Raw genomic sequence first — 14368 nt, forward strand, 5'->3', positions numbered from 1 at the left:
TAGTTTTTAGTAAAATTAGAAAAAAAATAGTTTGTTGCCGTTCTTTTTAAATCAAAAAAGACAGAATTCATCTCAATTTAGAATCTTTAAAAATGCTTCAAAATGGTACTAAAACGCGAAAAAGAGTCATTATTTTATTAAAAGAGCATGGCAAAAACTAAAATGAAAACACAAAACAAACTTTGTCTCGGTATTATCAAACATTTCCCTAAATTTGCTGTCATTATTTAGTTATAAAAAATCAACTATGTTACAAATTGCATTTATTAGAGAGAATCAAGAAAAAGTAATCAATGCTTTGGCCAAAAGAAATATGGATGCCAAAGGGATTGTTGAAGAAGTGGTACAATTGGATGAAAAACGTCGCGCTACGCAAGTGGAGTTAGACAACACTTTATCTGAATCTAATAAATTATCCAAAGATATTGGCGATTTGATGAAAGCAGGAGAGAAGTCGAAAGCGGCTATTCTTAAAGAAAAAACAGTTCTGTTAAAGGAAAAGAGCAAAGCATTGGGCGAAAGTGCAGTTGCCCTTGCTAATGAACTAACAGAGAAATTATATACTTTACCAAATCTTCCTGCAGATATTGTTCCTGTTGGAAAAACTCCGGAGGATAACTTAAACGTGTTTGAGGAAGGTGAAATTCCTGTATTGCACGAAGGTGCCCAACCACACTGGGAATTGGTGAAAAAATACGATATCATCGATTTTGAATTGGGCGTAAAAATAACTGGTGCTGGATTCCCTGTTTATAAAGGAAAAGGAGCTCGTTTGCAACGCGCTTTGATCAACTATTTCTTGGATAAAAACACAGAAGCTGGATATAAAGAAATGCAAGTGCCACATTTGGTAAATGAAGCATCCGCTTATGGAACTGGGCAATTGCCGGATAAAGAAGGTCAAATGTATCACGATGCTACCGATGACTTGTATTTGATTCCAACAGCTGAGGTTCCTGTAACAAATATATTTAGAGATGTCATTTTAAATGAAAGTGAATTGCCTGTTAAATACACAGGTTATACACCTTGTTTCCGTCGTGAAGCAGGTTCTTATGGTGCACATGTACGTGGTTTGAACCGTTTGCATCAATTTGACAAAGTAGAAATCGTTCGTGTGGAGCATCCTGATAATTCATATGCAGCACTTGATGGTATGGTGGAACACGTAAAAAGCATTTTGCAGGATTTGAAATTGCCATATAGAATTTTACGTCTTTGCGGAGGCGATATGGGTTTCACATCGGCCTTGACTTATGATTTTGAAGTATATTCTACAGCACAAGAACGTTGGTTGGAAATTTCATCAGTGTCTAATTTTGAAACTTTCCAGGCGAATCGTTTGAAATTGCGTTTCAAAGACAAAGATGGAAAAAACCAATTGGCACATACGCTTAACGGAAGTTCTTTGGCTTTGCCAAGAGTTCTTGCCGGAATTTTGGAAAACTACCAAACTCCAGAAGGAATCGTAATCCCAGAAGTTTTACGTCCGTATTGTGGGTTTGATATTATAGATTAATTCAAGTTATTAAATAGGAAAAGGGAAATCGTGAGATTTCCCTTTTTATTTGAATATAGGTAAAGGTTATAAATTATTTCTTGGCTTTATCAAGTTCGCCTATCGAAAGTGTTAATAAGCCTTTAGTTTTATTGTATATATTTTGATATCCCGTATTTGTTGTTCCTTGAGCAGGAGTACGTGTTATGTTTGAGATTCGATTTTTTAAAGTGGTTGTTTCAGCATCGGTCAAATCGGAGGAACCCATAACCAGGACAAGTGATTTGAAGTTTTTCTGTGAATTTGTACTATTTGGAGTTCTTGTTTTATTGGTAAAACGAGAGTCATTATAGATTGCTAAACTTTCAGAATCTTTAATTTCCGAAGCTGGAATTGCTCCAGCAAGATATAATTCGATATCAGCATAATTGTTGGAAACACTTGTAAGTATTCCATCTACCTTGTCCCAATGACCTCCATAATTTTGGGGAACTGCCCAATTTCCCCAACGATGAAACATCTCGTGTAATACAGGTCCATTGTCAATGTTGTTTTTGTATAGGAAGTAAATGCCTTGCAGTTTACCTGAAGATCCAAATTCGGCAGAATAGTCAAATAAATCTAGTCCAATCCCCTGAATGTCATTTTTTACATGATGATATTCTCCATAAGGCATGTTCGCAGGAAGATCTTTATTATTCATTACTACGATGATGAAATCAAACTCATCTTTGAGTACAGGATAAATTTCCGTTTTGCAAAGTGTTTTTATTTTAGAAATTGTTTCTGTTGAATTAACAGAATTGCTATTCCAATAATTGAATTCTTCAGTAGTTAATTTCAAATTACTAAAAGCCCCTGAAGATTCCATTTTTAGATTGGTAGTTATGGGTTTTTCAATAGTATTTGATGGAGTTGCATCATTGTTGTCACAACTGGTAGTAAGGAATAAAAGAAGAACAAAAAGAAGGCAGATAGTTTTGAAGATAAATTTAAAGGGCATAAATAATTGGGTTTTTTGGATTTTTTGCAAAAGAACATTTGGCAAAGAAACAAAAAAATAGGCGTAAATGTTTTTGGTTGTGAAACCTTGATATTTCTTTTGGCTGGTTCTGTTTTTCAATCGTTATACTGTCAGTTTAAAGAAATAGGCTCTTCGAAAATAGATTTAGCAGAATAATAATTACTTTTACCAACAGAATCAAGCAATGGCCTATTTTGTCTTTTTTTTTAAGTTAGTTGTTGTTATAAAGTATATTTCACCTGTGATTATACATTAAAATAGATGTTCTAAGTGATTTCGTTAATTATGCAAAAAATCCTGTTGTATATAAATTTGTTTTTGTCATTGGTTTGTTTTTCACAAAACGAGCAATTGGCACAATATTATTATGACAAGGGAGATTTTGAGAAAGCTTTGGTTAGCTATCAGGAATTATCAGATGGTTTACCAACTAATCCTTTTTATTTTCAACGAAAAATAGATTGTATGCAGCAATTACTCCAATTTGAACCAGTTGAAAAAGCAATTCAGGATCGATTGAATAAATACAAACAAGCTACACTTTTAGTTGAATTGGGATACAATTTTCAATTACAGAAAAATGATTCGAAAGCCAAAAAGTATTATGATGAGGCGATAGACAAAATCCGAAAAAATCCAAATGAAGTTTATGGGGTTGCGAATTCTTTTGAAAAGAAAGTATTGCTGGAATATGCTTTAAAATCCTACTTGGTAGCCAGCGAATTGGTTCCAACTTTTGATTTTAAATATCAAACGGCTTTGTTGTACGGACAATTAGGAAATACTGATCAGATGATTGCCAATTTTTTGGATGAAGCGGTTGAAAATCCGCAATCGGGATTGATGATTCAAAATCAATTGACGCGTTATATGTCCTCTGATGGAGATTCCAAGTTCAATGATAGTCTTCGAAAAGCATTGATTATTAGGGTTCAAAAAAGTCAGGATGTTTTTTGGAATCAGTTCTTGAGTTGGTTTTATATGCAACAAAAAGAATTTGGAAAGGCATTTATTCAAGAAAAAGCAATATATAAGCGAAATCCAGAGTCTCTTACAAGTATAATCAGTTTGGGGCAAATGGCGATTGAAGAAGGAGATAATGAGGTTGCCACAGAAGTTATGGATTATGTATTGCTAAACACTACTGATGTTGAGATGATTGTGCAGGCCCATACTTTTCTGTTGAAAATGAAAATGGAAAAGGCACAGGAAAAAGATTTTGCAGCTATCAATGCGCAATTTGAACTTTTGTTAAAGCAGTACGGTATAACGCCAGTTACCTTATCTTTGCAACTGAAACAAGCGCATTTTGTTAGTTTCTTAATGAAGAATCCTACGGAAGGAAAAGCCATTATAAAGCGTGCAATGGAAATGCAACTGAATCAATTCGATCAAGCGCAATGCAAAATGGAGTTGGCTGATATTTTGCTTTCAGAAGAAAAGTTCAATCAGGCGCTACTCTATTATTCACAGATTTCGGAGAATTTGCAAAACAATGTATTGTCGCACGAAGCTAGTTTGAAATCCGCCAAAACAAGTTATTTTAAAACTGATTTTGAATGGGCTTTGAAACAATTCAAAGAGTTGAAATCAGCCAGTACACAGTTGATCGCCAACGATGCTTTAGAGTATTTTCTTTTAATAAATGACAATACTGTTGCCGATTCGACACAAACTGCTCTGAAACAATTTGCCAAGGGAGATTATCTTTTGTACCAAAATAGAAGTCAGGAAGCGATTGTTCAGTTTCAGTCAATTCTAAAAAGTTTTAAAGGGCAGGAAATTGAAGGGGTAACTTTGTTGAGGTTAGGAAGAATATATGAAAAGTTAGATGATTATACTTTAGCTTTGGCGCAATATCAAGACATAATTGAGCATCATAGCGACGGAATTTACGTTGATGAAGCGCTGTATTTTTCGGCAGACATTTACAGCAAGCAATTACAACAACCCGATAAGGCAAAGGCACTGTACGAGAAAATCATTTTCAGTCATCAGGATAGTATTTATTTTGTAGATGCAAGGAGAAAGTTCAGAGAATTGCGAGGAGATACGAATTTATAAGAGAATAGTTTAATCGTTTAACTGTCTATTCGTTTAATCGAATCGGTTGAACAAATAATTAGTTAAACAAATCAAAAGTTAAAATGATAATATACAACGTTACCACAAACATACACGAAAGTGTTCATGACAAATGGATGATTTGGATGCAACACAAACACATTCCTGAAATGTTGGCTTGTGGAAAATTTATTTCAGCACGTTTAGTTCGTGTTTTGGTAGAAGAAGAAATGGGGGGAGTTACCTATTCAGTTCAATATACAACAGACAGTAAGGAAACATTAGATAGATATTACCTAGAAGATGCGCCTCAACTAAGAGAAGAAGGGGAGAAATTGTTTGGCGATAAAATGCTGACTTTTAGAACCGAATTACAGGTAATAAGTGATCATTAATAGATTATTCGATTTTTAGATAGTTCGTTAGTTCGAAAATCTAACAATCTAATATTCGAAAATCTAACAAAATAAAATGGAAAAAGTAACAGCCAAAAAACACCTAGGACAGCATTTCTTAAAAGACGAAAGCGTAGCAAAAGACATCGCCGATACTTTGAATTTAGAAGGTTATGAAGATGTGTTGGAAATAGGACCTGGAATGGGAGTACTGACCAAGTATTTATTGGACAAACCAATTAATACCTACGTTATTGAAATTGATACCGAATCGGTTGAATATTTGGGTGTAAATTATGACAAATTGAAAGACAGAATCATATCAAAAGATTTTCTAAAATACGATATAAACGAAGTTTTCGGTGGAAAACAATTTGCTATAATTGGTAATTTTCCATATAATATTTCAACACAAATCGTTTTCAAAACATTGGAATTACGCAATCAAATTCCAGAATTTGCAGGAATGTTTCAAAAAGAAGTTGCAGAACGTATTTGCGAGAAAAAAGGGAGTAAAGCTTATGGAATACTTTCGGTATTAGTAAAGGCTTTTTATGATACCGAATATTTATTTACCGTAGATGAAAATGTATTTAATCCTCCACCCAAAGTAAAATCAGGTGTGATGCGTATGCGCAGGAAGGAAGATTATAGTTTGCCTTGTAGCGAAAAATTATTTTTCACGGTAGTGAAAACGGCTTTTCAACAGCGAAGAAAGACCTTGCGTAACAGTTTAAAAACCTTAAATTTGTCCGACAGTTTGAGAGAAGACACCGTTTTTAATCTTCGTCCTGAACAGTTGGATTACACAGAATTTATTGCATTGACCCAAAAAATAGAAGCGGATGGAGTTTAAAATCAGCAAAGAATTAATTAAAGAATTAGAGCAACTCATTCAAAGTAAGAACGACCAACAACTGGAAGTTTTATTGAATGACATGCACCATGCTGATATTGCCGAAGTTCTTGATGAATTGGACTTCGATGAAGCTACCTATATTTTCAAGGTTTTGGATAGTGAGAAAACTGCCGAAATCCTTTTGGAGCTTGAAGACGATTTACGTGAAAACATCTTAGGCAGGCTTTCGCCAAAAGAGATTGCCGAGGAGCTTGACGAATTAGAAACCAATGATGCTGCTGATATTATTGGAGAACTTTCGAAAGAGAAAAAAGCCGAAGTAATATCTGAGTTGCAAGACGTTGAGCATGCCAAGGATATTGTTGAGTTATTGCGTTACAAAGAGGATACTGCTGGTGGTTTGATGCATAAAGAATTGGTAAAAGTTAATGAAAATTGGACTGTTTTTACCTGTATCAAAGAAATGCGCATTCAAGCCGAAAACATTTCAAGAGTCCATTCTATTTATGTAGTAGATGATGAAAATAAGCTTTTGGGACGATTGTCACTCAAAGATTTGCTTACAACTTCCTCCAAAACTCCTATTAGCGAAGTTTACATCAAAAAATTGAACTCGGTTATGGTCGATACGGAAGATGTAGAAGTGGCAAGAATCATGCAAAAATATGACCTTGAAGCCATACCGGTAACTGACGAGCTGGATAGATTAGTAGGTCGAATTACCATTGACGATATTATTGACGTAATCAAGGATGAAGCCGATAAAGATTACCAGTTGGCTGCGGGTATTACCAATGATATTGAGTCTAACGATAGTGTTTATGAATTAATCAAAGCACGTTTGCCTTGGTTGCTAATCGCAATGGTGATTGAAATTGTGGCTTCGTTTGTGTTGAAAGGAAATGAAGATATGTTTGAAAAATTTTCAACCTTGATTATTTTTGTACCATTACTTTCTGCTACGGCTGGAAATATTGGGGTTCAAGCTTCGGCGATCGTAGTTCAAGGTTTGGCAAACGGTACCCTCAAAAATTACAGTCGCAGTTATTTCAGCAAAGAACTAAGAGTGTCTATGACTTCAGGGTCTATTATTTCCTTATTCTTGTTAGGGTATCATTCGATTATGTATCAACAATATTTAGTAGGTTTTGCTATTTCTATATCAATGGTGGTCGTAATTTTATTCGCAGCGACTTTGGGGACTTTAGTACCTCTTTTTCTACACAGAAAAAAAATTGACCCCGCTATAGCAACTGGGCCTTTTATTACTACTTCAAATGATGTTTTTGGAATAATTATTTATTTTTGGATAGCTAGATTAATATTAGGATATTAAATATCGATAGTTTTAGAATTTAACAATTATCCCGAATTTATTTATATTAAAAAATAATAAATTCGGGATTTTTCGTGTACTTTGTAACCTAATCGTTTCTGCTCCATTTGGAGTAGAATCTAAAGTCAGCTTGAATACTTTTGGTATTCCAAATGCTATTAACCAACCAAAGAATAAACCAAAATGAAAGTACATATTATAGGCGGCGGAAACCTTGGAGCTTCTATCGCAATAGGAATAGCAAAATTCACTACAAATAATCAAGTAACCGTAACCAGACGTAATATAGTTCCAATTTCTCATTTAGAGGATTTGGGAATCACTATTACAACAGTTAATACAAGCAACATTCAAGAAGCTGATATCATTATCTTGACGATAAAACCATATCAAGTGGATACTGTTTTGGCCGAGATATTGCCTACTATTTCAAACAAAGTAATCGCTTCAGCCGTAAGTGGATTATCTATTGAGAATTTACAAAACAAAATAGGGGAAGGGCATAGTGCAGTTCGTATAATGCCTAATATTGCTGCTCAATTTGGTGCCTCGGCAACTTGTATTGCTTTTCACGAAAAAAATAAAGAAAAAGCACAAGCAACAGTAGCTCTTTTCCAAGAATTGGGAACTGCTCCTATAATAGACGAAAAATTGATGGATGCTGCAACTGTTCTTGCTGCTAGTGGAACTGCTTTTGCCTTGCGTTACATTCGTGCATCGATGCAAGCGGGAATCGAAATTGGTTTTGACTGGCAAACAGCCTTAGCCATTTCTGCTCAAACCGTAAAAGGAGCTGCCGAAATGCTACTTGAGGAAAAAGGACATCCAGAGCAATTGATCGACCGCGTAACTACTCCACAAGGTTGCACCATTGCTGGTTTGAATGAAATGGAATTACATGGTTTCAGTTCATCCTTAATCAAAGGAATCAAAACATCATTGAAACAAATCAAGGGGTAAGAATCACTTGGGCGTGACCACAAAATAAAAAAGAGGCTTACTAGTATAACTTGCTAGTTGCCTCTTTTTTATTTTATGGTCGGGCTATCCGCGCTACTTTGGTAGCTAGCTTCTATCCCTCACGCTAAACTACATCTTTATAGTTTGGTAGCACAATTTAGGTTTTATGTGAATAAGGCTTTTAATTCGGTGGCGTCATGGGGACTCATTTTACCAGCCAATACTAAGCTTAATTGTTTTCTTCTCAAAGCGGCATCATAACGTTGTATTTCCAATTCTGTTTCAGGTATGATCAACGGAACTTCTACAGGTCTTCCAGTATCATCAACCGCCACAAATGTGTAAATTGCTTCGTTTGCTTTGGTTCTGTTTCCAGATTGACGGTCTTCTACCCAAACGTCCAGGTAAATTTCCATTGAACTTTTAAAAGCTCTAGATACTTTGGCCTCAATAATTACAACACTTCCCAATGGAATGGATTTGTTAAAAGCCACGTGATTTACTGATGCCGTCACACCAATGCGACGTGAATGTCTTCCGGCTGCAATACTTGCTGCGCGATCCATTCTTGCCAATAGTTCCCCTCCAAATAAGTTATTCAAAGGATTGGTTTCGCTCGGTAAAACCAAATCGGTTAATATCGTCAAGGACTCTGAAGGATGTTTTGCTGTCATACTTTTTATATGAGTATTAGTTTTTAATTTTAAACGTTATTGTAATTAACTTTTTAGTTAAGCCAATATACTGCCATTACTGAAGGAATGAAATATAACACAATGGTTCTTGCACCATCGTAGTCTTTGGCCAAACGCTGACCGAAAAGCAACATAATAAGAGTGATGCAAGAAAAAATGGCGCCATATAGACCGTATACTCTGCCACTATTTACGGCTATTTCTATAGCTCCAACCACGCACAAAATACCAGAAATTAATTCTAAAATTAAAACATTTACTAGAGCTAATGGAACTTGATTGCGCAAAGGAGTTTCGGCAAAATGTTCTTTTAGCCAGTTGATATTATCTTTCCAGTTAAATAATTTATCCTGTGAAGACTGTAAAAAAGTTATAGCTAAAAAAACTAAAATTAAAATTGAGGCAATATTATTCATTGGGTTTTATTTTTTATGAATTAAACGAGTAAGTTTTATGGATAAATCGGTTAAAATTATTTTAGCATTACCATTGCGTTCTATATGGTACATCGCGTCAGATAATTCTTTGAATATTTCTGTAATGTTGTTCCCATTTACAAAAGGCGCAAAGTTTTCTAGTTTGAATTTCTCGACTTTGGGTTCAATGTAAACAAGTGTTTTGGTTTCATAATTGAGCAACAATGCTTGGCGAAACATTTCGATGCAAAACTGCAAGAATTTTTTTTGTGTTTCTCTTCCTAAAGCGGCTATCTGTTCACTCCATCCGATTAAGTCTTGTATAGCTGCTGCATTTCCCTTTGCTTTGAATGCAGCTCGAACCCAAGTTACAAACCATTGTTCAAAAGGCAATACTTCATGGTCGTCATATAAAAGGTGTAAAGCTTTGTTGAAATTACCTTGTGATTGATGAGCGATTTTTAGAGCTTCTTTAAGATCAATTTGCTCTTTCTCAATTAGTGCATCAGCAATAACCTGTTCACTCAAACCACTAAAATGTGTAATTTGACAGCGTGACCGAATCGTTTGAATGATGTCTTCTTCATTTTCGGAGATGAGAATGAAAACTGTTTTTTCGGGTGGTTCCTCAAGTAGTTTGAGCAGTTTATTTGAAGCGGCTATATTCATTTTATCTGCCATCCAAATAATCATTATTTTGTATCCACCTTCATACGATTTTAAGGAAAGAGATTTTAAAATTTCTTGAGCATCATCGACGCGAATTTCTCCTTGTTTGTTCTGAACTCCTAATTTGGCATACCAATCAAATAATCCTCCATAAGGATTATCTATAACAAATTGTCTCCAGTCTGCAATAAAATCAATACTTTTTGGTTTTACTTTGATTTCTTCGGTAGTAACTGTTGGGTAGATGAAATGTAAATCAGGATGGGATAATTTTTGAAATTTAAGACTGCAAGATTCGTTTAGGTTCTTATTGCTATTGCATAAGATATGATGAGTGTAAGCGATTGCCATGGCCAAAGTTCCACTTCCTTCAGGGCCAACGAATAATTGAGCATGCGGTATTCTGCCTAAATTAGCACTTTGAATTAAGTGATTTTTAATATACTCTTGTCCTAAAATTTTTGAAAATTCCATTAAGCAAAGATAGGAGAAAATGATAGTTTCAAAAATTTTCTGTTAGAAAGTTTGTTTTTACTAAAAATTTTAGAACAAAATTTAGAAGAAGAATTTATAAATTGTCTTTTTACTTTTCAACTAGTAAATGTTAATAACTTCTGTATTATTTTTCAACATTTTATTTTACGAAGTTTTGTATTACAAAATAACTAAAGTAAAAACCTATGTAAACTTGATAATATAAATTAACAATTATTTTTTTTAAACGCATTTTATTTCGATAAAACGCTGTTTTTAGATATGTTACGAAGTTTTTTCGTTCTATTTTGAATTAAAAACATCTTTAATTTTTTTTGCAGAACTTGCAAATTCGATTTAATTGTATATTTTTGTTTCAACTAAATCTAAAATTCAAGTTTATGAAAGGGAAAATTATATTTTTCAGTATTGTTATGTTAGCATTAACTTCTAAAGGTTTCGCGCAAGCAAAACCAAATATGCCAAAAAGTATAGTTAGCACAAGTGCATCACTACGTACTTATTATGATGATAAGACACTTAGAGCTATGTCTAAAGGTGAATTAGTGGAATTGTACATTGAGCGTATGAAAGTAATTGTTAAAACATTGCCTCATATTGCATTGGCTACTAAGCCAGGAGTAACTATGACAGATTTAGGTATTCCAGACGATGCAGATAATAGAAAAGCATTGGATTTAGAAACTGAAGCAACTCAAACTTACATAGAAATCACTGTGAATTTCTTAAGAAAAATGCTTCCTTATGCAGATAAAAATCAACTTGTGACTATGGTTTTATTCTATGAGTCAACTTTGAAATCACTTCATGAAGTTGAACAACAATAAATAAGTTGTTTTTAGAAAAGATGTAACAATCTTAAGCTAAGTTTGATCTTTTCCTCTTTAATGAGACAATATACTCTAGACCTACAGAGTTACAAATAATAATTTAATACCCCCAAACCTATGAGAAATATATTTATTATATGGGTTTTCCTTACTACTGTTTGCAGCGTAAATGCACAACAAGAGAAGGGGATAATTGGATCAAGCAATTGGTTGAATAACTGGACTGAATTTAAACCTGGTAAAGTCGATTATGGCGAAGCTACACAAATTTTGGCTGGTAATATTACTGAAAATACTAAACTGGTAAAGAAGGATGTTTACATTATTCAAGGTAATGTTTATGTGACTAATAATGCAATTCTTAGTATTGAACCTGGTACTGTTATCATTGGTGATGGTGAGTCAAAAGGTACTTTAATCATTACAAAGGGTGCCCAAATAATTGCAGAAGGTTTAGAGACAGATCCTATTGTTTTTACATCTAATAAATCTATAAAAAAAGCTGGTGATTGGGGAGGTATTGTTATTCTTGGTGATGCTCCAATTAATAAATTTGGTAATTATTCTTCTGTGAATTTTGATTTAGACCCAAGTTTAACTACCTATGGAGGTTTAAATCCAGCAAGTTCTTCAGGTGTTTTAAAATTCGTAAGAATTGAATACGCTGGTAAAAAGGTAAGAGGTTCCTCAGAGAGTTTTAATGCTCTTTTACTTGGAGGAATTGGAAACAAAACAATTTTAGAAAATATTATGGTGAGCTATGCATTAGGAGATTCGTTTGAAGTTCTTGGTGGCGAGCCAGTAATGACTAAAATGGTATCTTATAAATCTAATGGTATTGACTTTAAATTTACTTTAGGAACACAAGCTAAAATTGATAATTCATTAGCCGTTAGATCTTCTTATTTGACAAGTAGTGCAGGATCTCGTTGTTTAGATGTTTCTTCATATACTAAGAAAGAAGAAGTAGATTTTACCAAAAAACAAACACTTGTTACTGCCACTAATTTAACTTTTGCAAACGATAGTGATAATATCGATCAGGATATCAAAGCAGGTTTAGTCAAAGAAGGTGTCTATGTGGCTGAAAATTGTTCTTTAGTTTTAAGAAAAAGTGTGATTTCTGGATTTAGTCCAGCAGTTGTATTTGATAATAAAATTGAAATCAATGACAAGAATCTTAAGAAAATCAGAATCGAAGAAATGTATTTGAATTTCTGTAATGGGAATATATATACAGAAGGTTCGACTGAAAATGAAGATTTAGAAAGTTATTACGGTGATAGCGTATTCTTTAATTTGCATTCTAAGACAACAAACTTAGAAACCTTTAATGATTTTGCTAATCCAAGAAGACCAGATTTTAGGTTGGCACTTTCAAAATTTACTGCAGCTACTAAATAAAAATTTATAATTGTTTTTAAATTAATAAAATGAAAGTTGGACCTAATATTAAGAAGGTTTAGCTTTCATTTTATTAATTAAAATAGTTTTGAATTGACTTTAATAAGAATGAACTTAACCTAAACAACTGGTTGAGATTAAAATGATTATTTGCGTATTGCATATGCCCCTATGAATAGCAATAAATATCAACATATGAAAAGTAAACCTACTTCTTTTTTTTCTTCCTGTACATTTATGTTTTTTTTGATGTTGTTGGTAGTGCTTCCATCAAGTCAGAGTTTATTTGCACAGCAAATTAGCCCTAAAATATTAAATTTTTTTCAGATTTGTGCTGGTGGACCCCATCCTGAAAAACCAGGAGAAATTTTCAACGAGTATCAAGCTTCGTTTTCTATTAGTGGTTTTGCTTCTGATGTTTTTTTTAAAGTTCAACTTTCTGATGCTACAGGTTCTTTTACTAACCCTACTTCTACAATTGATTTGCCTGCCCTAGCAGGGGCACCTCCTGATACAGCAACTGATAAAACTTTAACTTTTGCTGTACCAACTGATTTAGTTGGTTCCAATACATATAGATTAAGAGTGGTTAGTTCTACTAATGTTGCAAGTACTTCTTTTACCATTAGTGGTACAACTAGTACAAAGACATTTCCGGCATATTATAAGGTGTTTTCTGATTCTTTTTCAATCAATAATAAGCAGTCTTCAGCTGGTTTTTGTAGTGGTGGGAGCGTAACGCTTTCAGTCGATAATCCTACACCGGATATTACAAATTCTTCACCAGCAAATTATCCTCAATTAAAATACAAGTGGTATAAAGATGATGTTTTAATTCCAGGTCAAACTTCCAGTTCTCTGAGTAATATTAATGTTGCTGGTGTTTATTATGCCGCCATTGATTATGGTCTTTGTACAGGTAATTATCTTTCACAAAATGTTACAGTTTCTGGAGCTTCTAGTACTGGTATGCCCATTACCTCGAGTTTGGGAAATCCTTTTTGTTCCAGTTTAGGGAATACTACATTAGCGGTTTCAGGAGGTAATTCCTATGTTTGGAAAAAAGATAATGTTGTTATTAAAGAAGCAATATCCCAAACTTATGAAACCAATCAATCTGGTGTTTATACTTGCGATGTTGATTTTGGTGGTTGCAAGGGGTTGGGAACAATAGATTTAAAGGTGTTAAAAACCAACAGCACAATATCTGGTGTTGATGTTGATAAAGTTAATAATATTTCAGAAGGCGAAATGATTACTGCTACCATAACATCTGATGCAGCAGTTCCTTCTTATCAATGGTTTTTAAATGAAGTAGCAATACCTGGTGCTGATAAACCTCTTCTAGAGATTGCAGCTCAAGGGAAATACAAAGGAGTTGTTACTCAAACTACAGGTTGTATTATAACCGATGAATTCCCATTTGAAGTTTCTTTTAAAGTAAATTTAAACGTCCCGAAAATTTCTAATATTATTACTCCAAATGGTGACGGGGTTAATGATACTTGGATTATTCCTGATAAATATTTGACTGGAACAAATACTCATATTTCGATTTTAAGCTCTTTAGGTGAAATCGTTTACCAAACTGATAATTATGACAATTATAATGGTTGGCCACAAACAGCTATTGAATTCAATAATTTCAATCCCGTTTATTATTATATAATTACTCCAACTGGCGAGTCTGCCAAAAAGGGTTCTATTACTCTTGTGAAATAAT

13 protein-coding genes are annotated in these 14368 nt (G+C 33.8%); 9 read left to right on the top strand and 4 right to left on the bottom strand.

The window, feature by feature from the left end:
• Window positions 1-247: 247 nt before the first annotated feature.
• The gene (gene serS / locus J2W95_RS09035; RefSeq protein ID WP_310006119.1) at window positions 248-1519 is read left to right on the top strand and encodes a serine--tRNA ligase; all 1272 of its coding nucleotides are present in this window, start codon (window positions 248-250) and stop codon (window positions 1517-1519) included.
• A 73-nt stretch (window positions 1520-1592) separates the two neighbouring features.
• On the opposite strand, the gene J2W95_RS09040 is transcribed toward serS, so the two are convergent.
• Window positions 1593-2501: a hypothetical protein gene (locus J2W95_RS09040; RefSeq protein WP_310006121.1), complete on the bottom strand. Its 909-nt coding sequence runs from the start codon at window positions 2499-2501 to the stop codon at window positions 1593-1595.
• 306 nt (window positions 2502-2807) lie between these two features.
• Here J2W95_RS09040 and J2W95_RS09045 point away from each other — a divergent pair, with 306 nt between their 5' ends.
• From J2W95_RS09045 to proC, 5 genes are all read left to right on the top strand, one after another.
• Window positions 2808-4586, top strand: a complete 1779-nt coding sequence (locus J2W95_RS09045) for a tetratricopeptide repeat protein (protein WP_310006123.1) — start codon at window positions 2808-2810, stop codon at window positions 4584-4586.
• 83 nt (window positions 4587-4669) lie between these two features.
• Window positions 4670-4981, top strand: coding sequence for a DUF4286 family protein (locus tag J2W95_RS09050; RefSeq protein ID WP_310006125.1), 312 nt, complete (start codon window positions 4670-4672; stop codon window positions 4979-4981).
• Between the two features lie 76 nt (window positions 4982-5057).
• Window positions 5058-5837 carry a 16S rRNA (adenine(1518)-N(6)/adenine(1519)-N(6))-dimethyltransferase RsmA gene (gene rsmA / locus J2W95_RS09055; RefSeq protein ID WP_310006126.1) on the top strand — a complete coding sequence of 260 codons (780 nt, stop codon included), beginning with the start codon at window positions 5058-5060 and terminating at the stop codon, window positions 5835-5837.
• Window positions 5827-7176 carry a magnesium transporter gene (mgtE, locus tag J2W95_RS09060; protein WP_310006128.1) on the top strand — a complete coding sequence of 450 codons (1350 nt, stop codon included), beginning with the start codon at window positions 5827-5829 and terminating at the stop codon, window positions 7174-7176. Before rsmA ends, mgtE begins: the two co-directional genes overlap by 11 nt.
• Window positions 7177-7359: 183 nt before the next feature.
• Window positions 7360-8136 carry a pyrroline-5-carboxylate reductase gene (proC, locus tag J2W95_RS09065; RefSeq protein ID WP_310006130.1) on the top strand — a complete coding sequence of 259 codons (777 nt, stop codon included), beginning with the start codon at window positions 7360-7362 and terminating at the stop codon, window positions 8134-8136.
• 164 nt (window positions 8137-8300) lie between these two features.
• Here the strand turns inward: proC and J2W95_RS09070 are convergent, their stop codons facing one another.
• The 3 genes from J2W95_RS09070 to J2W95_RS09080 are packed head-to-tail and all read right to left on the bottom strand — an operon-like array spanning window position 8301 to window position 10390.
• Window positions 8301-8810 (bottom strand): acyl-CoA thioesterase, encoded by a 510-nt coding sequence (locus J2W95_RS09070; RefSeq protein ID WP_310006132.1) that lies wholly within the window; start codon window positions 8808-8810, stop codon window positions 8301-8303.
• A gap of 53 nt (window positions 8811-8863) precedes the next feature.
• Complete coding sequence (locus J2W95_RS09075; protein WP_310006133.1) at window positions 8864-9247, bottom strand: DoxX family protein; 384 nt, start codon at window positions 9245-9247, stop codon at window positions 8864-8866.
• A 6-nt stretch (window positions 9248-9253) separates the two neighbouring features.
• Entirely contained in the window at window positions 9254-10390 is a 1137-nt protein-coding gene (locus J2W95_RS09080; RefSeq protein ID WP_310006135.1) for a DNA polymerase III subunit, read from the bottom strand.
• Between the two features lie 479 nt (window positions 10391-10869).
• On the opposite strand from J2W95_RS09080, the gene J2W95_RS09085 reads away from it, so the two are divergent.
• From J2W95_RS09085 to J2W95_RS09095, 3 genes are all read left to right on the top strand, one after another.
• The gene (locus J2W95_RS09085; protein WP_409025121.1) at window positions 10870-11238 is read left to right on the top strand and encodes a hypothetical protein; all 369 of its coding nucleotides are present in this window, start codon (window positions 10870-10872) and stop codon (window positions 11236-11238) included.
• Window positions 11239-11358: 120 nt separating this feature from the next.
• The gene (locus J2W95_RS09090) at window positions 11359-12645 is read left to right on the top strand and encodes a hypothetical protein (protein WP_310006139.1); all 1287 of its coding nucleotides are present in this window, start codon (window positions 11359-11361) and stop codon (window positions 12643-12645) included.
• Between the two features lie 195 nt (window positions 12646-12840).
• Entirely contained in the window at window positions 12841-14367 is a 1527-nt protein-coding gene (locus J2W95_RS09095; RefSeq protein ID WP_310006141.1) for a T9SS type B sorting domain-containing protein, read from the top strand.
• Window position 14368 lies beyond the last annotated feature (1 nt).

This window comes from Flavobacterium granuli (assembly GCF_031456055.1).
Taxonomy (GTDB): Bacteria; Bacteroidota; Bacteroidia; order Flavobacteriales; family Flavobacteriaceae; genus Flavobacterium; species Flavobacterium granuli_A.